Source organism: Aerococcus viridans (assembly GCF_002871935.1).
GTDB lineage: Bacteria > Bacillota > Bacilli > Lactobacillales > Aerococcaceae > Aerococcus > Aerococcus viridans_B.
Genome location: NZ_PNHQ01000007.1, coordinates 18,741 through 44,319, shown reverse-complemented (window position 1 = coordinate 44,319; position 25,579 = coordinate 18,741). Strand labels below are relative to the sequence as shown.

The window sequence follows — 25,579 nt, the reverse complement described above, 5'->3', positions numbered from 1 at the left end:
TTTGTGCTTTCTCTCCTAAACTTTGTTGTGATCAATAAGACTTGTCAAACGGTCATTAAACATCTGTGCAGCATCAAACCCCATTGACTTGGCCCTAAAGTTAATGGCTGCTACCTCGATGATGCTTGAAATATTCCGTCCAGTTTGTACGGGAAGGGTAATTTTAGGTATCGCTACCCCTAAAATTTGTTCACGCTCTTCTGCAGTACCTAAGCGGTCAAAATTAGCGCCCTTCTTCAATTCTTTCAAGTCAATAATCAAATTTAATTGTTGCTCTTTACGGACAGCACCTGCCCCATAAAGCGTCATAACGTCAATAATTCCAAGTCCACGGACTTCCATCACATTGCGTAAAATTTCAGGTGCTTCACCCATAATTGTCGTATCATCACGTTGATAAAAATCTACCCGGTCATCAGCTACTAAACGGTGACCACCTTTTACAAGCTCTAAGGCGGTTTCTGATTTACCTACACCAGAATGGCCCGTAATCATAATACCGAGCCCATATATATCCACAAATACCCCATGTTTTGAAATCCGCTCTGCTAAGTGCGCATGCAGCATTTCCGCTAAGTTACTAGATAGACGAGTCGTAGTTGTTGTTGAACTTAGTACAGGAATGTGGTTTTCTTCAGCAGCTTGAATCACTTCATATTCCGGTTGTAATCCTCTAGAGAAAATAAAGAATGGGGTATCTTCTCTTGAGAGACGGCGCATAATTAATAAACGCTCATCCGAAGTCATTCTAGACAAATATGTATGCTCTGCACGTCCAAACAATTGCACGCGCTCAGAAGGATAATAGTTAAAATAGCCAGTAATTTCCAAACCAGGTCTTGAAATATCACTCGTAATAATTTCACGATCTAAAAAATCTTCGCCACAAATAACTTCAAAATCAAATTTGTCGACTAAATCTTTCACGGTTACCTTTGTCATATATGGTTTCCTTTCTTAGCAAGTCACTTTGCACCTATTCTACCACACTAGCCCCATATGGACAGTTAGATAAACTAATAATTTGTGAAAAATAAAAACCCCCTAGCCCATCTGCTTTACAGACCAACTAGGGGATTCGGATTTAAAATAGATGCGACTACGTGGCTCTTGCACCCTTAAAGTCAAACTCAAAATATCAGACTCGTGCCACTTCAGATATAGAGTGTACGATGTATCATCAATATACCTATATCTTCCACCGTTACAAGTCTAAGGACATTTCTCTTCTTTTATTATTTCCCGGCTTCAATGAATTTCTCAAAGAACCAGTGGTACATTGAAAATAGGAAAGCCGCAACAATAGCGTAGAAGAAACTTGTGAATACAAAGGAAGTTGGGAAGAACAAGCCTACAATCACAAACATAAAGCCATTGACTACCAATCTAAACAAGCCAAAAGTTAAGATATTTAATGGTAAGGCCAATAAATTTACGATTGGACGAATAATTGAATTCACAATACTTAATACGATAGCTACTAAGATTGCTGACCAAAAGTCTGCCACGTATACATTTGGATCAAGTATCCATGAAATAGCCATCAAACCCAATGCATCAATAAGGGTTGCTAATAAAAAACGTCTCATTATTAAAAATCACGCCAACTTTCTTCCTCATCAGGATTATCTTTTGAATCTGTTTCATTCTCATATTCATTATATCCATCCTGACCATTCGCATCAAATGATGTTGTTTCACGGTAGGCATCTCGGTCGTTTCTATCAACAGGCGTATGCCCTTCATCTCTTGGTATAATAAGCGCTAATAGTAGATAAATTAATAATCCTGCGCCCCCAGAAAGTGTAACGAATACAAACAGTACACGGATAATTGTTGGGTCAATCTCAAAATACTCAGCAATCCCGGCACATACACCGTCCAGCTTCACATCAGTACGTGATTTTGTTAATTTCTTAGCCATATTATCCACTCCTTCTCCTTTAATCTTCACTGTTTGGCATTACAAAAATTAAAATGATGTAGATTAACCAAACTGGAAATTGTGCCAAACTCAATAAAACTGCAATGATACGAACTAAATTACCAGAAATACCAAAGTATTCTCCTATACCACCACATACCCCAAATACGTAACGATCTTTTTTGACTTCATTAATTTCCCAGACATATCCAATCTCTCCCTTATGCTCTACTTAAATCTGCGTCATCTTTCACACGAATGGTACCACGCACTGTCTTCAAATTCACTCGATAAGCCTTTTCTTCAGCAACATCATAGTAAAATGCTTTTTGTTTATTAAATTGGTCGTTTACTTGTGTCTGACTCTTTATAAAATCTGAACGGAACATGATTTCACCTTGATTAGTATGGGCTAACCCATCTACAGCCGTTTCTTTAGGGATATTCAATTTGATATCACCATTTTTAGTTTCTACTTGAGCACGAACTAACGGTTTAGCTTCCATAGTGATGACAATATCACCATTTAAAGTTTCCATTAGCACATTTTCCACATGGCCCTTCAAACGTTGGCTTCCATTTAAAGATTTGACAACTAAATCTAAAGCTTCTACATCAGTTAAAAGGAGTTGCCCATTTTTGGTATCCACTTCAATCATAGAAGCTGTAAAGTCATCAATATTAATCGCACCATCAACAGTTTGAATATAGATATCATTTGTATCCATATGCGCTATAGTTACTGGCCCAGAAATGGTTCTGGCTTTAATAAAGTCTAAACGGTCCTTTGGCACTTGTATTAAGATATCGGTTTTGATAAAACGAGAAATCATATTCAAGGTCAAAGCCCCCTCAACAAACTCAAGGCTGGCTCTTTTTTCAAAGGCAGATTGCGCGTTTTCTTCATCAAAGTCACCATATAATTTACCAACTACAGTCAATTTGGTGGTCGGCTCATCCCATGATACTAATTCAATTTGACCAGTAGCAATTTGTATATCAACCATCGATAATGGTTCTGAATATTCATAAGTTGCCTCAAAATCATGTGTAATTAATTTGGGTATTGGCACTGCCCCTCTACCTTTTTCAAATTTCACAGTTTTATTTACTTTATCTTGTACTTGATCGAATACTGAGCGTGTTTTTGTGAAGAAATCATGGACAATATTTTTGTAATCATAGTCACTTAAAGTTGTTTCTTCTTCAAATGATTCACTTTCTTCAGTAGTAGAACGCAGGTATTCATCATTTTTTTCTGGTCTTGGATTTTCCACATCGATTTGATGAATGTCTTCTTTTAATTGGTGGATTTGTTCTGTCAACTGATTAATTTCTTCAGTTAAACGGTCAATTTCAATATGCGTTACTTCCGATTTTTCTTTTGCATTGACGAGATTTTGTCGCTCAGCTAACTTGCCAGCTAAAGATGCTTCTAAATCTTTTTGAATGGCAACCTTTTGGGTACGTCCAGTAATATCATCTTGGTCTACTGTCTGGTTATTTTCCCAGTCTGCATAAAAATCATCTAAGATATCTTTTTCATCTTCAACTTGTGTTTGCGTGTTCGTATTTGTTTTTTCTTGTTTTGCTCTATTTTCTAATAAGATAATCGCTTCTTCATTGGTTAAAATGCCTTCTTTAACTAAGTTTAAAATACGTTCTTTATGATTAGACATTATGACAACCTCCTAGTTGTTTAGCTTTCCTTTGTTATCTATATTTTGCCAACTTAGGCGGTAAATGTCATAGGTCTATGGACCTAATTTCACGAATGTTTACTTTAAGTCCTACTGAACCCCTGTAAAAAAGGCCTTAGAACCATCGTTGCTAGTAGAAACTTGTAAATGTACAGGAATTTGTTGTTTTAATTCCGCTACATGCGAAATAATACCTACAATACGGCCACTAGCTTGTTGCAAGTCAGTTAAGGTTTCAATCGCTTGTTGTAAGGATTCCTGGTCTAAGGTACCAAAACCTTCATCAATAAAAAGGGTACCAATTTCAATTCCACCCGCATCGTTTTGAATTACATCAGAAAGACCAAGCGCTAAAGCTAACGATGCCTTAAAGCCTTCACCACCAGATAAAGACTGTACTGACCGTTCCCCACCTGCTTGATAATCAAATACTGCTAGGTCAAGTCCTTTGGCACCTGCACCAGATTGTCCTTCAATTATTCGTCTAAATTCGTACCGCATTTGCGTCATGGCCATCAAACGTTCGTTAGCATAATGCAAGATTTCATCAAAATATAAACCTAAAATATAGCGTTCAAAAGAAATATAACCATAAGCTTTCTCTTTTCCATTCGCAACCTTATTCAATAGTGATAATTCACCAACGTGACGCCCTTTTTCTTGATAAGCAGTAAAGCTATCTTTAAATAAGTAAAAGGCATGGTCTAATTGGGCTTTGATAGAAATTATTTGATCTTTAGTTGCTTTAATTTTCGCTAACTGGTCAAGTTCTTGGTCCATATCAGCTTGGTAAGCATCTGCCTCTTTATCCAAACCAGCTGCTTCAATTTGTTCCTGATTCGCTACTTTATTTTCCTTAAAGGCATAGACTTCCTTATCAAATTGCTGAATCCTGTTTTCAATTGCTGTCCAATTTTCTTGGCCTTCATGAATTTTTTGGATATCCTCTGGACGCTCATCACGACCTGCTAAAGCTAGCGCTAGCGATGCTTGATCAGCATGCAACTCGGTTTCGCCTTGCTGGATCTGGTCTTTATAGCCAGTAATTTGGGTAGCCAATTGTGTTGCTTCCTGTTGATACTTATCTAAACGTGCCTTCAATTCCTGGTCTTTTGCAGTAATTTCAGCTAATTGCGCACTTTTTGCTTGGTATTCGGCTGTGACAACTGCTTTAGATTCGCCCACTAGTTGGTCTCTTAATTGTGCAATTTCTACTCGTAGCTGTTCAACTGCTGTTTGATTTGCTTCACTCTGTCCTTTAAGCGTCGACATATCTATTTGCATTTGTGTTAAAGCATCCTTGGCCGCATTCAACTGGTCAGTCGACTCAAGTATTTGCCGGTCCAAGTCTTGCTTACTTTCTTTTAACTTATCCAAGTCAGTTTGAAGACTTTGAATATCTCCATCCTCTTTATCTAGCTGGTCTTGCCACATTTTAAGCTTATCATCGTTATTTGTAAGTTCTGCAGTTAACCCTTCAATCTCTTGGCTATCTAGCGTTTGATTAAAATTATCCTGAATTGCAGCCAATCGTTCCGCCTTCGACGAATAGGTTTGAAAAGCTACTTGTACGGCATCCATTGCGGCATCTACCATATCTTTTGTTATTTCATCATGTTGTCTTATCGCAGGCGCAGGATGATGAATACTTCCACAAACTAGACAAGCCTCTCCCTCAACTAATTGGCTAGCTAATTCGCCCGCAAGGTTTTGACTATAAGCTAGTTCTAGCTTATTTCGCTTATCCAACTGGTCTTGATATGCTTGCTTATCTGTTTCAACCTGAACTGAAAGTACTGAAATTTGCTGGTTTATATCTACCATTTCTTGGTAACGCTTGCTAACTAAGTTATATTGATAAATCTTATTATCCACTAAACTTTGCTTTTGGCTGATATCCCCTATTTGACTCAATTCTTTTTCTAGATTTTTAAGCGTATTTTCACCAACTTTAACAGCCTGGTCTTGTTCTTGAATCTGACGAATTAAGGTTGCCAGTTGATTAGCTAAATCTTGACCATAAGTAACCTTTTTGTTCAGGTTCTTCTCTTGTGTTAGATAGCTATCCCATTTGTTTTCTTGAATGGCTAAACTTTGCAAATCTTCCCGTAAGCTATCCACTTGCTGGATTCGTTCTTGCCAGTCAGCTTGTTCATGCTTCACTGATGCTAATTGGTCATTTACTTCTTCAAAAGATTGGGCTTTTTCGCTTACTAATGCCTGTAATTTAACTTGTTTCTCCTTCAACTTTTGAATTTGCTGGATTAATTGATAGGCTGCTTGTGTTTCTTGATATTGCTTTAAGGATTGGCGCTCACCTATAATTTTTGTTTCACGTTCTTTAATAGAAGCTTCTTGCTTAGCTAAATCCTCCTTTTTAGCCAGTAGTTGCATATAAGATTGTAGCCTTTGGATAGTCGTTTCAGCTGCAGTAATTTGTTGACTTAAACCCGTATTTTTCTGGTCTAATTGACTCAATTTCATATTCGCCCATTCAGATAATGCTTCATACTCTTCTCGGTCTACCCAGTTTTGGACTTGGTCTTTTTCAGATAAGCGCATTGCAGCTGCCGTATTTTCACCTAACACCGGTTGACTGCCTTCTATTACTTCAGTATCCGCAAAGTTTACGAATGATTGACTGTGTTGGTCTACTTGTTTTTTTAAGCTGCCAACTTCTTGATTGGTCTGCTTAAATCGTTCAGCAATAGCTTGTTGGAACTGGTCTAAGTAATCGGTATGGAAGATGGTGCGTAGAATAGCTTCTTTTTCGCCCGAGCTAGCTTCCAATAGTTTCTTAAACTCACCTTGGGGCAACATCACAATCTGTCTAAATTGATCTGCCGATAAGCCAAGAATGTCAACTAATTTACTATCTACTTCTTGGGTTTTACTAAGGGTAAAGTCCTCACCCTCCAAGGTGACTTCCGCATTTTGTTCACGAATCAACCCCCGCTTAGTTGGGCGTTTTTGTTTAGGTATTCGCTCTACCGTATAAGTTTGCCCATGGATCATAAAGGTTAACCGGACATAAGCCACGCGCTCATCTTCAGCTAATTGTGATTTCAACTCATTTATATCACGAGAAGATCCAGAGGTTTTACCATACAAGGCATACACAATCGCATCAAAGATGGTTGTTTTTCCTGCACCAGTAGCGCCTGAAATTAAGAATAAATTTTGGTCACCTAATTTTGTAAAGTCCAAGGTCGTTTTTTCTTTATAGGGTCCAAAAGCCTGTATTTCAAGTTGAATAGGTCTCACTATGCATGGTCCTCCTTTAGATTAGACTGGAAAATATCCCGAACGGTTTCAGCCTGAAATGCAGATAATTCTTGACCCGTATTATTTTGATAGAACTGGGCAAACTGATCCCAAACAGGCGTTGCTTGTACTTCTTGGCGCTTTTCATTCAAATTTTGCTGATGTTTATTTTCCAGAGCTACATATTCCAAACTCATAGCATTTGGATACCGCTTCTTCAACCGGTTCATAGCTTCATGTTGAGCATAAGCATCCGTTAATTCAAAGAAAATGTAGTCATCAGACTGTCCTTGTAGTAAAGTTTCAAATTGTCCGCGAATTACCCGCATATCCTTGCTTGGTATTAAGGCATGTTTTTTAACCTCAATTGTGTCTTGCTCTTTATTCAAATCAATCTCTAAAAAGCCTTTATGGTGGTTGACTTCTGATTTAGAAAACTTCAAAGGTGAGCCTGAGTAACGTATTCTAGTACTCCCTACTTGCTGCGCACCATGTAGGTGTCCTAATGCAACATAATCAAAGCCATCAAAAACACTATTGGGTACATATTCACTCGTACCAATTGATAATGGACGCTCTGAATCAGACTTTTCCAAATCATCCCCCGCATTTTCAACTGCACCTGCTGTGACATAGCCATGGTAGAGGATAATGTTCAATCGACTAGTATCCCAGTTCTCTTTAATACGTGCTACTTGAACCTTCGTAGCATCCTCAATACTACGGATCGTTTCTTCAGGGTAAAGACGTTTAATTGTCAAATGATCGCTAAAAGGTAGCATATATACATCTGCTTCATCCAGTGCCACTTTTTGAATTTCTGAACTAGCAACTCCTGTCATATATAAGTCTTGTCCAGATAATAAATCTGCTGCATATCCCACTCGTTCACCAGCATCATGATTTCCAGCAATTATACAGATGGGACATGCTAGTTGTTTTGACATTTTAGTCAGCAATGCATTAACCAACTGTACTGTTTCACTACTAGGCAAGGTTCGATCATATAAATCACCAGCCATCACCACTAAATCTGGTTTTAAGGCAGCGGTTTGTTTTAACCAATCATCTAATATTGCAGCTTGGTCCTCGATTAGTGAGTGATTGTTCACTATCTTCCCAATATGCCAATCTGCTGTATGTACAATTTTCAATTATCGTCCCACTTCCTTCTCTATTATAGAAAAAACACTATGAAGGTAGATGAATATGAATTAATCGTCAACATAGTGTTTAGTCTTTAGTATTTATGCTATTTTTTCAACAATGGTTTTAAGTATTTACCTGTATAAGAACCTTTCACTTTTGCAACCTCTTCAGGTGTACCAAAAGCCACAATCTGACCACCTTGTGCCCCACCTTCAGGGCCAATATCAACAATATAATCTGCTGTCTTAATCACATCTAAATTGTGTTCTATCACGACTATAGTGTTACCCGCATCAACCAATCGCTGTAAGACAGCGATTAAGCGTTTAATATCCTCTGTATGTAGACCTGTTGTCGGCTCATCTAAAACATATAAGGTATTGCCCGTCGCAACACGTTGAAGTTCACTTGCTAACTTCATCCGTTGTGCTTCCCCACCAGATAATGTTGGTGCAGGTTGGCCTAATGTAACATAACCAAGACCTACATCTACAATTGCTTGTAATTTACGACGAATTTTTGGCACTGCGGCAAAGAATTCTAAAGCTTCTTCAATACGCATGTCTAAAACTTCTGCAATATTTTTTCCTTTATATTTTACTTGTAAGGTTTCTGAATTATAACGAGTGCCATGACACACTTCACACGGCACATATACATCAGGTAGAAAATGCATTTCTACCTTTAAGATGCCATCCCCTTTACATGCTTCACAACGGCCACCTTTAACATTAAATGAGAAACGTCCTTTTCCATAACCACGTAGTTTAGCCTCATTGGTTTGTGCAAAAAGTTCACGAATATCATCAAACACAGACGTGTATGTTGCTGGGTTAGAACGTGGCGTACGACCGATTGGACTTTGGTCAATATCAATCACCTTATCTAATGATTCATAGCCAGATATTTCATCTACTTTCCCATGCGGCGTTTTCGTTCTATTTAGTTCACGTACCAGATATTTTTTCATTACTTCATTAATCAAAGAAGATTTGCCTGATCCAGAAACACCTGATATGACATTTAGACGACCAATAGGAATATCAACATCCACATTTTTTAAGTTGTTTTCAGCGGCCCCCTTAATATGAATAGCCCCTCTATCTTTCTTACGTCTTTTTTCTGGTAGGTCAATTTTTCGATCACCTTTTAAATATTGACCGGTGATGGAATCTTTATTATTCGCCACTTCATCCGGTGTACCAGCAGCAACGACTTCACCACCATACTCACCAGCACCTGGTCCCATATCGATTAAGTAATCTGCTTCTCGCATCGTTTCTTCGTCATGCTCAACCACAATTAATGTATTCCCTAAATCACGCATACGTTTTAAAGATTTTATTAACCGATCATTGTCACGTTGATGTAAACCAATTGATGGCTCATCTAAAACGTACATGACCCCTGAAAGATTTGACCCGATTTGTGTTGCTAAACGGATACGTTGTGCTTCACCACCAGATAAGGTTCCTGCAGAACGGTCTAGCGTTAGGTAATCCAATCCGACCTCTTCTAAGAAATTCAATCGTGAAGAAATTTCACGCATAATTGGTTGTGCAATCGCTGTATTTTGTTCAGATAAATCTAAATGATTAAAAAATTCAATTGTATCAATGATTGCCTTATGCGTAACTTCAGCGATATCTTGACCAGCAATTTTAACTGATAATGCTTGACGATTTAATCGTTTACCATGACATACTGGACACTCTAATTCGGTCATATACTGCCCCATAGCTTCTCGCATCGTCTTAGATTGACTAGACTGATGACGGCGACGTACGTTAGGGATAACCCCTTCAAATACTCGCATTTTATCTTGGACAGAACCAAATTCATTTTGGTAATGGAAATGAAACTCTTCTTCTCCCGAACCATATAAAATAAGGTCTTGTTGTTCTTGGCTTAAATCCTTAAACGGCACATCCATTGGCACACCAAAGGCTGTTGCCGCTTGTTCTAACATTGTTGGATAAAATGCAGAACTTTTTGAATCCCAAGGAACAACCGCGCCTTCTTTCAAACTTTTATTTTTATCTGGCACAATTAAATTAGGATCGGCTTCTATTTTTGACCCTAGGCCAGTACATTCCTCACAAGCACCATAAGGCGCATTAAAAGAGAATAGACGAGGTTCTAATTCGCCTACAGTAAAACCACAGTGTGGGCATGAATAATGCTCTGAGAAGAGGATCTCGTCTCCATCAATCAAATCACAGATTGCATAGCCATCAGCCAATCTAAGCGCCGCTTCTAAAGAATCAGCTAAACGCCCTTTAATACCTTCTTTAATCACTAAACGGTCGATCACAATATCAATTTGATGTTTTTTGTTCTTAGCTAATTCGGGTACATCATCAATATCATAGATTTCACCATCTATACGAACACGCACGTACCCTTGTTTACGAATCCCTTCAATAATTTTTTTATGTTGTCCTTTTTTACCGTAAACAACTGGTGATAAAATCTGCACCTTTGTTCGTTCTGGTAGACTTAAAATCCGGTCTAACATTTGATCTAGGGATTCACTCGTGATTTCGGTACCATCATTTGGACAGATTGGTTGGCCAACCCGAGCATATAATAAACGAAGATAATCGTTCACCTCAGTAATCGTTCCTACTGTTGAACGTGGATTTCTTGAGGTAGTCTTTTGGTCGATTGAGATAGCTGGACTTAACCCTTCAATAGCGTCTACATCTGGTTTCTCTGTATTACCCAAGAATTGACGTGCAAAAGCAGATAAGCTTTCTACATACCGCCTTTGCCCTTCTGCATATAAGGTATCGAAGGCTAAAGTACTTTTTCCAGATCCTGACAAACCAGTTACTACGACCATTTGATCGCGAGGAATATCAATATCTATATTTTTTAGATTATGGGAACGAGCGCCCCTTACTTTAATTAAATCTCTCAAACGTGCCACTCCTTATTGCTATACCTTAGCTGTTACTGCTTATATTAATCACTTATCTATTATGACACAATTCGCATTTACTGCGAATGATTTGTCTTGAATACTCCTTTATTTTAACACAAACGTATGTTCGTTGTACAATATTCATCCTAGCATCTTGTTAAAAATCTGCTTAATTTAAGGTATCAAAAAACCACCGACAAATGCCGGTGGTTTGAAAAAGTGATTGGTTTTTGGTATATGGATTAACCAAAACGTCCAGCAACATAATCTGCTGTTTGTGTATTTGTTGGGTTATTAAAGATTTGGTCTGTTTCCCCAAATTCAATAATGTGAGATCTACCTGGACCAGTTTCTGGGTCTGCGTAGAAGAATCCTGTGTAGTCAGATACACGCGCAGCTTGTTGCATATTGTGGGTAACAATTGCGATTGTGTAGTCGTCACGTAATTGCTGTACTAACTCTTCAACTTTTAACGTTGAAATTGGGTCTAAGGCTGAAGTTGGCTCATCCATTAACAATACATCAGGTTTAACTGCTAAGGCACGTGCAATACAAACCCGTTGCTGTTGTCCACCAGAAATAGCCATACCATTTTTGTTTAAGTCATCTTTCACTTCATCCCAGATTGCAGCACCACGTAATGAAGTTTCAACAATTTCATCTAATTCATTCTTGTCACGGATACCATGAGTACGTGGTCCATAAGCAACGTTGTCATAAATTGACATTGGGAAAGGATTTGGTTGTTGGAAAACCATACCAACATTTTTACGTAGCATATTTAAGTTTATGTCACGATCAAAGATACTTTTACCATCTAATGTAACTTTACCTTCAATACGACAACCTTCAACAAGGTCATTCATACGGTTTAATGTTTTTAAGAAAGTAGATTTACCTGATCCAGAAGGACCGATTAATGCTGTTACTTGTTTTTCGTAGATCGGCATGTTGATTCCTTCTAAGGCTTTAAAGTTACCATAGTAAAGGTCCATATTTTCTGCCTGCATTTTTATTTTAAGATTGTTGTTTTCAACCATGATTAATTTTGTCCTCCTTTTGTAAATCGTTGTGATAACCATGTAGATAAGCCGTTGATCACTAATACAACTAATAATAGCACTACACCTGTAGCATTTGCTTGGTCACGGTGTAACCCTTCACTTGATAATACATACATATGTAGTGACAATGTACGACCAGAAGAGAAGATTGAGTTAGGTAGTGATGTTGATGTACCTAGTGTATACATCAAGGCTGCTGTTTCACCAACGATACGTCCAACAGCAAGAATAATCCCTGATAGGATACCAGGCATTGCGATTGGTAGAACAATTCTAAAAATTGTACGTAATTTACCAGCCCCTAAACCGAAACTTGCTTGACGTAAATTGTCTTTAACTGACATTAATGCTTCTTCAGTATTACGGATGATTAATGGTAATACCATAATTGCTGAAGTAAGAATACCTGAAATTAATGAATATTGGAATCCTGCTGCGGATACAAAGGCTAGCATACCAAATAAACCAAATACAATAGATGGTACACCGGTTAATGTATCTGTTGCAATACGGATAGCCTCCACCCATTTGTTATTTTTTCCAGCATATTCAACTAGGTAAAAACCAGCGAATACACCTAATGGAATAGCTAATAATAACGATCCACCGATAACATAAAGGGTTGTAATAATAGACGGCAACATTGAAACGTTACTTGTCGTGTACTTCCATGCGAAAAGATCAGCACTTAAATGTGGTACACCTGATACTAATACGTAACCAACAATCCAAATAAGAGAAGCAAAAGTAACTGCTGCAAAGAAATAGGTAAACCCACGTAATACTTTAGACATTAACCATTTACCCCCGTTCTCTTAACATATGCGAAGATACCATTGATAATCAAGATAATCACAAATAATACTGCACCTGTTGCAATTAAGGCATTTTGGTGGCTACCAGTTGCATAAGCCATCTCTAAGATGATATTTGCAGTCATTGTACGCGCACCTCTAAATAAACCTTGTGGAAAAATTGCTTGGTTCCCTGCCACCATGATCACAGCCATTGTTTCACCTACAGCACGGCCTATACCTAAAATGATAGAAGAGAAAATCCCCGATCTAGCGGCCGGCATCATGATCACATAAGATGTTCTATCATGGTCAGCGCCTAAACCAACTGATGCATTATAGTAAGTTTTTGGTACTGCACGCAGAGATGATTCAGACATGGTAATAATAGTAGGTAAAATCATAATTGCTAAAACAATACCAGCTGTCATGATACTCATACCATTTGAGGCAATGCCTATAGATCTTGCAAAGTTTCGAAGTCCTGGAACCAATACTTGTAAACCGAAGTAACCAAATACAATAGAAGGAATACCAGACATCAAGTTCATTGCTGGTTTCAACACTTTATGTAATTTGGGTGGACAATAAAATGCCATAAACATTGCCGTAAATACACCTGTTGGTACACCAAGTACAAATGCTATCAGGGTCACATATAGTGAACCCACTAACATTGGTGCTAACCCAAAAATTTCTTGAGATGGTTGCCATTTGTCTCCAAACAAGAATTGTCCAAAGCCATAATCAGCCATAAAAGGAATTCCTCTTGCAAAGATAAAGTAACAAATTGCTAACAAGGCAAGAATTGAAGTGAAAGCAGCCAACATGAAGATATACTTCATGACTGTTTCCAACATATTATTTTGTTTCATATGTTCTCCTTATTAAATTCAAATTCACGATAAAAATGTGTCCAAGGGAAATTATAACTTATCTGGACGGTTTTAAAAACCCCATAAATTCACAATTGGTTATTCTACCTCTGAATAATTCAAAGTAGCTTCTAAACATAAAAGGAGCTGCTACTATATAGGAGTAGCAACTCTAATAAGATAAACCTTTAGTTGTTACTTAACTAGTCGGAATTATTGAGCAGTACCTTCCCAGTCAGTCGTTTCGCCAGTAAAGATACCAGCAATTGTATCTAAGCTTAAATCAGTAATGCCATTTTCAGGGTTAACGATTACCGCAACACCGTCAGTAGCAATTGCTTCAGCTGTTACATCTGTTTCATCATCAGCTAATGCACGAGAGGCCATACCTAAATCAGCAGTACCGTCAGCAGCAGCTTTAACACCTGCAGATGAACCGTTAGAAGTAACATTCACTTGAACACCAGAGTTTACATCTTGGTAAGCTTCAGCTAATTTTTCCATTACTGGAGAAACTGAAGTAGAACCAACAACGGTGATAGAACCTGATTGATCGCCATCGCCTGCATATGGTTCAGCATCAGCTTTAGCTTGTACATAACCTTCCTCTAAAACAATTGCTTGACCTTCTTCAGAGAAGATAAAGTCGTGGAAGTCTGCTACTACGCCTTCTAGTTCGCCTTGATATACGATGTTAAATGGACGAGAAATTGCGTAGTCACCTGATGCAACATTTTCTTCTGTAGGTTCAACACCATCAACAGACACAGCAGTTACTGTATCGTTTAATGAACCTAAAGAAATATACCCAATTGCATTTGGATCATCAGCAACAGCAGTCATTACTTGGTCAGTACCATTCATGATTGTAGCTGCAGCAGTAGTGTGATCAACATCATCAGCCATAACGCCTGTAGCTTCTACGAAGGCATCGCGCGTACCAGAACCTTCTTCACGAGAAATTACTGAAATAGGGCCAGTGATTGCAGTTGCTTCTGTTGTTGAATTTGAATCTGTTGACTCATCAGTAGATCCACCATTTCCACAAGCAGCTAAAGCAGCTGTAGCACCTAACGCTAAAACCAATTTTGAAAGCTTACTAAAAGTCATTTGTACTTTCCACCTTTTCTTTTTCTTAATCCATATAACCATATTCCAAACGATTACAAGCTTATTATATAGGATGATTGTAAATATCTAAGTGGATAAAATGTAAATTACTGGCAGTTGTGTAAATATATTGTAAATATTGTGTAAATTTCATTGGAAGTTTCTCATTTTATAAGCTTTACCAGCTCACTTTACAGTGTATTTAATATTCTACCACTTCATCTTCTTCATCTTCTTCATCTAATTCCAAAAGGTCTAGCTTAGGTATATTCACCGTAAAACTTGTCCCTTTACCAAATATACTATCTACTTCAATCGAACCGCCCATTTGTTCTAGTATATTGCGAACGATAGATAAGCCTAAACCTGTACCACCAGATGCGGTTGATCGGTCTTTACTTACCCGGTAGAATCGTTCAAATATTCGTGGAAGGTCCTCTTGCGGTATACCAATACCATTATCTGAAATTTTAAACTGTATCATATTTTCCTGTTCAGCGATGGATACCTTAACAAAACCGTAGGGATTATTATAAATAATGGCATTATGAATGAGATTAGTAAGCACCTGTAAAATCCTGCCTCGATCGCCTTTAAAAGAAACATCTGGTTGAGCGCTAATATCTTTAACTAATTCAATATGTTTATCTTGTGCCCGTCCACTTAGGTGTTGGAATACGTCTTCTACAAGCTCGTCAGCCGTTAACCATTCACTAGTTTGTTGTACTTGATCTTGTTCAATTTTAGCCAGGTCTAAAATATCCTTAATTAAAGAACCGAGTCGATTACTTTCTTTTTGCATAATTTTTACAAAATCTACCGCTGTATCATGATCTTCAATAGCGCCATCTAATAAAGCTTCAGTGAACCCTTGTAAGGCAGTGACTGGTGTTTTTAGCTCATGAGATGCGTTAGAAATAAAATCGCTACGAACTTTTTCTAAGTGACGGATACCAGTAATATCATAGATTAAAAGAATGATTTGCTCCGAATCATTTGGTTTCGTTAAAGCTTCATTCGATTCATCATCGAAATACGCATCCATTTCTTCATAACTTAAATGAATAATATTTACATCTAAAATTACTTCTCTTGGATAATATAAATAAATTTCTTCATTAATCTTCTCTTTTGTTTTAGAAGCTTGGTTTAACATTTGAATCAGACGATAACTTTGTAGCACTTCTTCAAATCGACGCCCCTCTATTTGCTCATCTAGGGCCAGAATTTCATAGATAGCTGGGTTAGCTAAACGTACGATATGATCTTTATCGACCATTACAACGCCTAACATCATGGCATCCACTAGTTTATTCATTCGCTGTGTTTGATTTGTAATTTGAAATTCTTGTAGTGCTAGTTCATTGGATAAATCATTAATATTTTCACCAATTTCATCAAATTCTTCAATATCTACTGGGGTATATTGAATCGTATAATCATTATTTGCGATATGGTTTAATTGCTTGTTAATAGCCAAAATAGGCAGGTGCATGCGACGGTTAAAGTGTACAAAGAAAGCTACAAGTATGCTAACCGCTCCAAGTCCCATCACCACAGCGATGAGGATAATATTTTCTTTCACTGGACGATTTAGAGGGAAGTTTCTTAACACTTGAATATAGCCAAGTACATCCCCTTTAGAGTTAGAAATCCGTTCAGAGTATGAATAGATGATCGTATTTTTTTCTGTCTCTTCCTGCTGAAATTGATTATCCATATTATCTTCATAATCTCTAAATGCTAAATCATTTGATAGTTGCTCATTACCAACTGTGTATACCCGATTGCCCTTTGCATCATAAATGAGAATGCGATCATTCAAATTTACCATCGGTTGAATAGTTCGTTTAACAGATCTAAATTCAAGCGTATTATCTGTGATGTCGATTGGGTCTAGAGATCTAAAACTTGGACGGATTGTGGATACTACATTGATTAAAGTATTTTGTATTTCATCATTCACAGTATCAGATACAAACCGATTTACAGTAAAGGCAAATATTACACTATATAAAATAAACAACAGCGCAAACACTGTTGTTATACTTTGAATCAATTTTTGCATTAGTTAGGCACCTCAAATTTATATCCAAAGCCACGAACTGTGATAATATACTCGGGATTTTTGGTATCTAATTCAATTTTTTCACGTAAGTGACTTACATGTACATCAACTATACGTGTTTCACCCGCATAATCAAACCGCCATAACTTCTGTAATAATTGTTCACGTGATAGTGTACGATTTACACGGCGAGCCATATAAGTCAATAGTTCAAACTCTTTAGGCGTCATTTCAATAGATTCACCACGCACATAAACAACATAATCATTTACATGGATTTCAATATCACCGGCTTTAATGATTTCAACATCTTCATCTTTAAAATTCCCTACCGAATCTTTCGTTAAGGTAATTTTGTGCTTCGCTTCAATCCCGTCTCCTTCATTAACTGCTGCTATAGGTGTTGCATACGATGCGCGACGTAAGATTGCTTTCATTCGTGCTAATACTTCACGTGGGCTAAATGGTTTGGTCATATAATCATCTGCACCTAATTCTAATCCAATGATTTTTTCTAATTCATCATCTTTTGCAGTTAACATTAAAATCGGTGTGTTGATCTTATTTTGACGTAAGTTTTTACAAACGTCCATCCCATCCATTTTGGGTAGCATTAAGTCAAGAATAATAAAATCTAATTGATGATTCATGGCTAATGCTAATCCAGCTTGGCCATCTTCTGCTTGAATAACTTCATAGCCTTCTTTTTCTAAACTATATTTTAGTAATGTTAATATCGATTGCTCATCATCCACTATCAATACTTTTTTCATATATTTCCTCCACATACAACTTTAGAAAGTGATTACACCCAAAAATAACCAACTACCCTTAGTATCAGATACAAGCTATTTTTCATTTATTATGATATAGGACTTAACTTGTCATTTAAATCTGCTTATACACCATCGCTCAACGTTGTGCACTATGCTTCTTCATCACTCAATTGTGCTTTTAAATATGCATCTATAAACCCATCTAAATCACCATCCATCACCGCTTGCACATTAGCAGTTTCGTGGTCAGTTCGGTGATCTTTGACCATATTATACGGATGGAAAACATAAGAACGAATTTGAGAACCCCAAGCAATTTCTGATTTTTCCCCACGAATTTCATCTAATTCTTTGGCATGTTTTTCAGCTAATAAATGCGCTAATTTCGCTTGCAACATCTTCATAGCCGTGTCCCTATTTTGGAATTGAGACCTTTGACTTTGTGAAGCCACAACAATACCTGTTGGCACATGGGTTAACCGGACTGCTGAAGATGTTTTATTGATATGCTGTCCCCCAGCACCTGATGCGCGGAATACGTCCATTTCAATATCTGATTCATCAATTTCAATTTCCGTATTTTGGTCTAATACTGGCATAATCTCCACTGAAGCAAACGATGTATGCCGTCGCTTATTAGAGTCAAATGGTGAAATACGCACCAAACGATGGATACCATCTTCTGATTTTAAAAATCCATAAGCATTCAAGCCTTTAATTTCTAATGTCACTGATTTAATCCCAGCTTCATCGCCATTTTGAAAATCTAAGGTAGTTACTTGATAATCATGTTGGTCTGCCCACCGTTGGTACATTCTAAGTAGCATAGAAGCCCAGTCTTGGGACTCAGTACCACCAGCACCTGGATGAATCTCTAATAAGGCATCGTTATGGTCATACTCACCACTCAGTAAAATATTGCGCTCATAGGCCCTAATTTTCGCTTGAAAAGCTTGTATTCGATTGACCAATTCCTTAGATAAATCGGGATCTGGTTCTTCTTTAACCATTTCATTCAAAAGTGACAATTCTTCATATTCGTCCCCTAGATGATTAAATTCGTCATAGACTTTTTTCAAGGCATTATTTGCATCAATAACCGCTTGGGCTTTTTCTGAATCATCCCAGAAATCTGGTTGAACCATATCAGCCTCATACTCAGCTAGGTCTGCTTCCATTTTCTCTAAGTCAAAGAGACCCCCTGAAGCTATCAATTTGGTTTTTGTTCTGTTCTAATAGATGGTTAATTTCAAATTGTTCCATTTTCTATCGCTCCTAATAAAAATACGGGACCAACATGCATGATGATGTTACTCGGTCAATGCCTTGTTCGTCCCGATGTTCAAAATATGCGTTTATTTGGCTTGTTTACGTTCTAAGTTTTGACGGATTTCTGATTGCATAAACATACGTGTTGCATCATATTCAATACCCGCAATCATTTCATTAAAACGATCAAATCCTTCAGACTGGTACTCTACCAATGGATTATTTTGTGCATAAGCACGTAAGCCAACCCCTTGGCGCAATTGGTCCATAGCATCGATGTGATCAGTCCAACGAGAATCAACTGCACGCAAGATAACGACTTTTTCAAATTCTAAAGCCAGCTCTTTATTGTTGATTGAATCAATTTTTTGGTTAAATCGATCAGCTGCTTTATCTGTTATAAAGTCAATAATTTCTTTTTGGTTTTTACCTTCTAAATTATCGATATCAACTTGTGTGTTACGGTATAAAGCCGTTTCAGCGAAGTCAGCTAAGGCTTCTAAATTCCAATCAGCACGGTCACCAGCAGTATACAACTCTACTTGACGTTTGATGGTACGCTCGATCATTGGCCACATCACATCATCCAATGAATCTTCCGCTGAAATCACTTCAAATCGCTGTGAATAAATGACATCACGTTGCTGACGCATGACTTCATCATATTCTAGGACGTTCTTACGAGTATCATAGTTATTACCTTCAACACGAATTTGCGCACCTTCAACTTGTTTCGTAATCATACGTGATTCTATGACCATATCTGGATCATCTTGGTCTATATTTAAACTTTCCCATAATTGTTGGATACGCTCTGAACCAAAACGACGCATAACATCATCTTCAAGAGACAAGTAGAAACGTGAATAACCTGGATCCCCTTGACGTCCAGCACGTCCACGTAATTGGTTGTCAATACGGCGTGATTCATGACGTTCAGTACCAATTACAGCTAAACCACCGAGTTCTTTTACTTCGGTGCTCAATTTAATATCTGTACCACGTCCCGCCATGTTCGTCGCAATTGTTACGGCACCCTTTTGACCTGCATCAGCAACAATTTGCGCTTCACGTTCATGGTTTTTAGCATTCAACACATTATGGCGAATGCCTAATTTCGTTAATGCATCAGATAACATTTCAGAAGTCTCCACCGCTACAGTACCTACTAAAACAGGTTGTCCAGTTTGGTGACGCGAAGCGATATCCTTTACAACTGCATTAAATTTAGATTTTAAATTAGGATATAGTATATCTGACTTATCTTCACGAATAACTGGTTTATTGGTTGGAATTTGAATAACGTTCATATTGTAAATTTCACGGAATTCTTCCTCTTCAGTTTTAGCTGTACCCGTCATACCAGATAATTTTTCATACATTCTAAAGTAGTTTTGGAAGGTAATTGTCGCCATTGTTTTAGATTCATTTTGGATTTCAACGTTTTCTTTGGCTTCAATCCCTTGATGTAAACCATCAGAGAAACGACGCCCTTCCATGATACGACCGGTAAACCCATCAACAATTTTAACTTCCCCATCAACGACAACGTAGTCAATATTTAAAAGCATGATATAGTTCGCACGCAAGGCTGTATCAATGTGGTGAATTAAACGGCCATTATCAATGTCGTATAAGTTTTTTACATGGAAGACATCTTCAGCTTTTTCAATACCTGTTTCAGTAAGGGCGATTGTTTTAGAAGAAACATCAATGACATAGTCTTCTTCTTCTTTTAAACTTTTAACAAAATAATCAGCACGTTGGTAAAGTGCTGTTGATTGCTCTGCTTGGTTGGAAATAATCAACGGCGTACGCGCTTCATCGATTAATATTGAGTCCACCTCATCCACTACAGCAAAGTATAACGGTCGTTGTACCATTTGGCGTTTATAGACAACCATATTATCACGTAAGTAGTCGAAACCAAGCTCATTATTGGTTGAATAAGTGATGTCTGCTGCATAAGCTGCTCGTTTATCATCGTTATTCATGCCTGCTTTGTTTAAACCTACTGTTAAACCTAAGAAAGTATATAGCTCACCCATTTGCGCTGAGTCACGACTTGCCAAGTAGTCATTGACTGTCACAACATGAACCCCTTTTCCAGCTAAGGCATTCAGGTACACTGGCATCGTTGCTGTTAAAGTTTTACCTTCACCAGTTTTCATCTCTGCAATATTTCCGTAATGTAAAGCTAAACCACCCATAATTTGTACGTGGTAAGGGAATAATCCAAGCACACGGCGTGCACCTTCTCTGACTGTAGCAAAAGCTTCAACTAAAATATCTTCCAAGTCTTCACCTAATTGTATACGGTCTTGGAATGACTTAGTCATATCTTTTAATTGGTCATCTGTGTAATTTGCAAAGCGATCTTCTAATGCTTCAATTTGTTTTGCAATTTTATCAAATTTTTTCAAATCTTTTCTTTGGTTATCAAAAACCTTTTTTAAAACATTTGCCATGGTATTCTCCTTTGGTTCAGAAACTTGTATAAATCTTGGGCGAAAGTGTTAAGCGGTACCGCGGTTCCCACTATCCCCAATATATTTATCATCCATTATATGATAGCATTAAAAATTTATCTTTAAAACAAGAAACGGCTAGCCTTAGCAGAAATTACGATATTTTTTACAAAATATATGGGAAAAATAGTTAAACACATGAAAAAGCTCCGGCATACACCGAAGCTTTTAATTTTATAAGTATTTTTTATTTGGTTATGCTTATGCCAAGTCATCTTCAATAGAAATTAAACCATAAGACCCTTTACGACGAGCATAGACTAATGCACCTTTACCAGTCTCAGCGTCTTCGAAGATAAAGAAGCTGTGTCCTAGCATTTCCATTTGTAATACTGCTTCTTCTGGAGACATTGGCTTTACAGATAATGATTTACGACGGACAATCTTGATTGGTTCGTGTCCATCTTCCTCAGTCTCTTGCTCAACGCGGTCAGCTTGCACTTGTGTTTCTGCAGCGCCAGATAAGCCAGTACTTACACGAGGTTTACGATTCATTTTTGTTTTGTATTTACGTACTTGACGTTCTAATTTATCCACCACAAGGTCAATAGAACCATACAAATCTTGAGATGTTTCTTCAGCACGTAAAGTCAAACCACCTGATAAAGGAATAGTAACCTCTGCCTTAGCATCCTTATTAGGATAAACTTTCGCATTTACATATGCAGTTGCATCTGGTGAATCAGTGAAATATCGCTCAATCTTAGCGATTTTCTTTTCAGCATACTCTCTGATTGCTGGAGTGATTTCAATATTCTCACCGCGGACGTTGTATGTAAACATAATATTTCATCCTTTCTACCAGTAATCAATTACTGGTGAAGCTCCTATAGCTTCTTTATTACTATCTTTATTATAATAGAAAACGCTTACCAATACAAATAATCTACTCTTAAAAATGTATATTATCTTGCAAGCGTTAAACCACTTATTTGACTGAAACCAGCTAATTCAAGTGCCCTATAGGCTGAAAACATTGTGGTGCCTGTAGTATAAACATCGTCAAATAGTACAATGGGCTTTCGATGATCTAATGGTCCTATTGCTTGATTCATGCTCATTTTATTCAGATTCAGTAACCGGTGCTGCCGATTTTTATAAGCTTGTTTTTCCTTATTGCCCTCGCTTATTAGTAAATTTTTATAAGGAATACGTGCAGCTTCTAATAGTAAGGCTGTTTGATTGAAACCGCGATTCGCTACCTTCTCACTGGAGGAAGGCATAGGGACCCAAATCGCATTTGGATCTTTTCGGTAAGCAGCCATTAATTCATCCGCAAAAAGAAAACGTCCCCGTATATCTCCCTGTCCTTTTAAAACGACTAACCAATCTTTAAATATCTTATTATATTGATATAATGCTTGATTTTTAAAATACCAATCATGATAACTATGCCATCTTTGACAATCGCTACAAAACCCATCTGCATTCACTTCAACTGGCATTTCAGCCATAACTGGCCGCCCACATTGATGACAGGTATTTTTTAAATGAATCTTTTCTAATCCACTTAAACACTCCTCACAAAAAAGAGCTGGTTGAATGGGGCCTAAAGATAAGATATTCGATAAGGTTAAGTGACTGTCTAAGGTATTTTGACAGATTAAGCAAGTTGATGCTGTAACAGTCGCTGACCTTTCATCATGCATCAAAGCTTTAAATAGATTAGTCATCAATTAAACCTCGTTTTCTTGCTTGATTATTCATGGATTTAATTTGCTGAATTGCTGCGTTTGATGCTTTCGTTTTCCCGTAGTGGAGAAAGTAGACTGCTCCAGAAGGCCATTTAGGTTTTCGACCTACTCGACCTGATATTTGCACAAGCGCAGCTGTTGTAAAAGTTTGGTCTTCGCTCCCTAATACAATGACGTCAATATTTGCAAAAGTGACCCCACGTTCTAAAATGGTTGTTGAAAACAGAAAATCATAGTGCCCATCACGCATCTGTTGTACTTTACTAATCCGGTCAGGGTCTTTAGAAGAAACAGATTCAAATCGGTAGTCAGAAAACACTGGTTGACAGAGCTTAACAAAAGTCAGCATCAAGTCGATATTTGGCATAAAAATTAAGACTCGACGTCCCTTTTTCAATAGTTGATTTAATAAGCGTTTAAAGACAATTGGCACTTTCCCTGCTTGAATGAGACTTTGCCAATCCCCTACCCATCGGTAAACCGGAACTGGTAGCCGGTGTCGATGGTAACGTGCCGGTAGTATAGATACGGGCATCTTCCCCTCTTTGATTAGTTTCTCATGGTTAGGGTTGGGTGTTGCGGTCAGTAAAACCTGCGCACCAGTCTCTTTTACTGCGCGATCAGAAGCGAAATATAACATTGGGTCACCGTCATAAGGAAAAGCATCAATTTCATCAATAATCAGCAAATCAAAAGCAGCTTTAAAACGAATTAATTGGTGGGTAGACCCAATTGTTAAAGCCGCATCACTGTATGATTCTTCAGATTGGCCATGAAGTAATTGAATAGTAATCTCAGGAAAAGCTGCTTTAAATCTAGGTGCCAATTCGTTGGCAACATCAATCCGTGGTGTCGCAAGAGCAACCTTACCCCCAGCCATCAGCGCTTGATTCACCGCTTCAAAGACCATTTCTGTTTTGCCTGCACCAGTAACTGCCCAAACTAAACGTTGACCGCCAGCTTGATAACTTTGACAAATCTCTTCAGAAGCTTGAGCCTGTTGTTCAGATAAGGTCCCCGTCCATGCTAAATAGGATTGATTTCTTTTCCAGGAATGTGCTTTGGCAGTTTCTTCTAAGTGATAGAGCTTATCGCAGGTGCGCAATTTACCAAAGTTCAGACACTGCAAACAATAAAAGCATGCTACTGAGTCACATTGACAGATATTTTGATGAAAGTTTGTACGGTTACCGCAACGAAGACAAGTTAGGCGTGATCCACCCTTTTCTATGGCGGGAAAAGTCTGTAGTCCAGGAATTTTTAGTGCCGCTATGGACGCATCAGTCTGGTCAATTTCCTTAGCTGTAACGAGTCGACCGCTTAATAAATTGATGATTTCTTCCATGACTCTCCCCCTCATCCAGTTTATACGTGAAATTTGAGGGTTTACGCCAAAAAAAGACCAGGAAACTTCCTGATCTCCTAAAATATAAAAATTAGTGCATATAAACTTTGACTTAGCCTAGTCTATGTCAGTGTTTTGCCACCAAACCAAGGCATAGGCCGCTGGTCCAAGGTGCGTCCCAATAACCGGTCCTATTGGTGTTCGTTGCATATCTAAATCTGGGTGGTTTTCAGCCATATAAGCTACTAAACTTTGTACTTGTGCGGTGTCATCTGCCCCTACAATAGCAATCCTTAATCGTGGTTCTGATTGATAAGCTTGTTCAAATAAATCAAGCATACGTTTCACTGTCTTTTTATGGGTGCGCACTTTTTCAAAAACTTCAATTTTCCCCTGTTCAAAATGTAAGATGGGTTTCACTTGTAATAGGTTACCAATACCAGCTGCACTAGGAGAGATTCGACCACCTTTAGCTAAGTGCCCCAAATCTTCTACTGAAAAATAAGCATCAAAAGTTAATTTTAAAGCATCTAATTTTGGTAAGATTTCGTCTAAACTTAGCCCTTGTGCCCGCAACTTAACAGCTTCTTGAACGAATAGCCCTTGACCAATCAAGGAAATATCGGAATTATAAACCGCAATCCGAACATTTTTTTCTTCAGCAACTTCGTTTGCAATCATACTAAAGGTTTGGTAGGTACCAGAAATACCTTTAGATAAAGTCACAGCCAAAATTTCATCATGGCTATCAGCTAGCCGTTCAAATACTTCTGTTACAAGACCCGGTGCTGGTTGTGAACTTGTTGGGATCTCATCTAAGGCTGCCATCTTGGCATAAAATTCATCAATCGTGATGTCGATATTGTCACGGTAAGATCCGTCTGAAAATGTAATTGTTAATGGGAGTACTGTGATATCGTGACGAGTTGTAAACTCGTCTGAAAGATAGGCAGTACTATCCGTTACAATGGCAAGTGACATAAATTTTTTCTCCTCTAATCCCTGTACTTTACAGATTGTCCCTTGAAAAATATTCAACTGACAATAACGTCAGTGCCATTTTATCAAATATCTGGATAAAATTCGACATGTT

General features: G+C 37.8%; 20 protein-coding genes. All 20 read right to left on the bottom strand.

The window, feature by feature from the left end; translation table 11 throughout:
- Window positions 1–15 precede the first annotated feature (15 nt).
- Window positions 16–942, bottom strand: coding sequence for an HPr(Ser) kinase/phosphatase (gene hprK, locus CJ191_RS03995; RefSeq protein ID WP_102199051.1), 927 nt, complete (start codon window positions 940–942; stop codon window positions 16–18).
- A 293-nt stretch (window positions 943–1,235) separates the two neighbouring features.
- Window positions 1,236–1,589, bottom strand: a complete 354-nt coding sequence (locus CJ191_RS03990; RefSeq protein WP_102199050.1) for a phage holin family protein — start codon at window positions 1,587–1,589, stop codon at window positions 1,236–1,238.
- Window positions 1,590–1,591: 2 nt separating this feature from the next.
- Window positions 1,592–1,924, bottom strand: coding sequence for a PspC domain-containing protein (locus tag CJ191_RS03985; protein ID WP_102199049.1), 333 nt, complete (start codon window positions 1,922–1,924; stop codon window positions 1,592–1,594).
- Window positions 1,925–1,943: 19 nt separating this feature from the next.
- Entirely contained in the window at window positions 1,944–2,054 is a 111-nt protein-coding gene (locus tag CJ191_RS09250; RefSeq protein WP_257994122.1) for a PspC domain-containing protein, read from the bottom strand.
- 91 nt (window positions 2,055–2,145) lie between these two features.
- Entirely contained in the window at window positions 2,146–3,603 is a 1,458-nt protein-coding gene (locus CJ191_RS03975; RefSeq protein ID WP_102199048.1) for a DUF4097 family beta strand repeat-containing protein, read from the bottom strand.
- 111 nt (window positions 3,604–3,714) lie between these two features.
- Window positions 3,715–6,888 (bottom strand): AAA family ATPase, encoded by a 3,174-nt coding sequence (locus CJ191_RS03970; RefSeq protein ID WP_102199047.1) that lies wholly within the window; start codon window positions 6,886–6,888, stop codon window positions 3,715–3,717.
- Complete coding sequence (locus CJ191_RS03965) at window positions 6,888–8,042, bottom strand: exonuclease SbcCD subunit D (protein WP_102199046.1); 1,155 nt, start codon at window positions 8,040–8,042, stop codon at window positions 6,888–6,890. Before CJ191_RS03965 ends, CJ191_RS03970 begins: the two co-directional genes overlap by 1 nt.
- A 98-nt stretch (window positions 8,043–8,140) precedes the next feature.
- Window positions 8,141–10,960, bottom strand: a complete 2,820-nt coding sequence (gene uvrA / locus CJ191_RS03960) for an excinuclease ABC subunit UvrA (protein ID WP_102199045.1) — start codon at window positions 10,958–10,960, stop codon at window positions 8,141–8,143.
- A gap of 245 nt (window positions 10,961–11,205) precedes the next feature.
- Window positions 11,206–11,973 (bottom strand): phosphate ABC transporter ATP-binding protein PstB, encoded by a 768-nt coding sequence (gene pstB, locus CJ191_RS03955; RefSeq protein ID WP_070469188.1) that lies wholly within the window; start codon window positions 11,971–11,973, stop codon window positions 11,206–11,208.
- Window positions 11,974–12,005: 32 nt separating this feature from the next.
- Window positions 12,006–12,821 carry a phosphate ABC transporter permease PstA gene (gene pstA / locus CJ191_RS03950; protein WP_070469183.1) on the bottom strand — a complete coding sequence of 272 codons (816 nt, stop codon included), beginning with the start codon at window positions 12,819–12,821 and terminating at the stop codon, window positions 12,006–12,008.
- Entirely contained in the window at window positions 12,821–13,696 is an 876-nt protein-coding gene (pstC, locus tag CJ191_RS03945) for a phosphate ABC transporter permease subunit PstC (protein WP_070469182.1), read from the bottom strand. Before pstC ends, pstA begins: the two co-directional genes overlap by 1 nt.
- 213 nt (window positions 13,697–13,909) lie before the next feature.
- Complete coding sequence (locus tag CJ191_RS03940) at window positions 13,910–14,806, bottom strand: substrate-binding domain-containing protein (RefSeq protein WP_102199043.1); 897 nt, start codon at window positions 14,804–14,806, stop codon at window positions 13,910–13,912.
- Window positions 14,807–15,008: 202 nt separating this feature from the next.
- On the bottom strand, window positions 15,009–16,874 hold the full coding sequence (locus tag CJ191_RS03935; RefSeq protein WP_102199042.1) for a sensor histidine kinase: 1,866 nt from the start codon (window positions 16,872–16,874) through the stop codon (window positions 15,009–15,011).
- Window positions 16,874–17,647: a response regulator transcription factor gene (locus tag CJ191_RS03930; RefSeq protein WP_070469179.1), complete on the bottom strand. Its 774-nt coding sequence runs from the start codon at window positions 17,645–17,647 to the stop codon at window positions 16,874–16,876. Before CJ191_RS03930 ends, CJ191_RS03935 begins: the two co-directional genes overlap by 1 nt.
- A gap of 152 nt (window positions 17,648–17,799) precedes the next feature.
- Window positions 17,800–18,913, bottom strand: a protein-coding gene (gene prfB, locus CJ191_RS03925) for a peptide chain release factor 2 (protein WP_102199041.1) whose coding sequence is annotated in 2 segments (ribosomal slippage) — window positions 17,800–18,840 and window positions 18,842–18,913 — 1,113 coding nt in all. Because the reading frame shifts where the segments join, the coding sequence is not laid out codon by codon here.
- Between the two features lie 92 nt (window positions 18,914–19,005).
- A complete protein-coding gene (secA, locus tag CJ191_RS03920) occupies window positions 19,006–21,387 on the bottom strand; it encodes a preprotein translocase subunit SecA (protein WP_102199040.1) in 2,382 nt (793 codons plus the stop codon).
- 261 nt (window positions 21,388–21,648) lie between these two features.
- On the bottom strand, window positions 21,649–22,230 hold the full coding sequence (gene hpf, locus CJ191_RS03915) for a ribosome hibernation-promoting factor, HPF/YfiA family (protein WP_070469177.1): 582 nt from the start codon (window positions 22,228–22,230) through the stop codon (window positions 21,649–21,651).
- A gap of 122 nt (window positions 22,231–22,352) precedes the next feature.
- Window positions 22,353–23,120, bottom strand: a complete 768-nt coding sequence (locus CJ191_RS03910; protein ID WP_102199039.1) for a ComF family protein — start codon at window positions 23,118–23,120, stop codon at window positions 22,353–22,355.
- Window positions 23,113–24,486: a DEAD/DEAH box helicase gene (locus CJ191_RS03905; protein WP_102199038.1), complete on the bottom strand. Its 1,374-nt coding sequence runs from the start codon at window positions 24,484–24,486 to the stop codon at window positions 23,113–23,115. Before CJ191_RS03905 ends, CJ191_RS03910 begins: the two co-directional genes overlap by 8 nt.
- Window positions 24,487–24,603: 117 nt before the next feature.
- Window positions 24,604–25,467 carry a DegV family protein gene (locus CJ191_RS03900; protein ID WP_102199037.1) on the bottom strand — a complete coding sequence of 288 codons (864 nt, stop codon included), beginning with the start codon at window positions 25,465–25,467 and terminating at the stop codon, window positions 24,604–24,606.
- Window positions 25,468–25,579 lie beyond the last annotated feature (112 nt).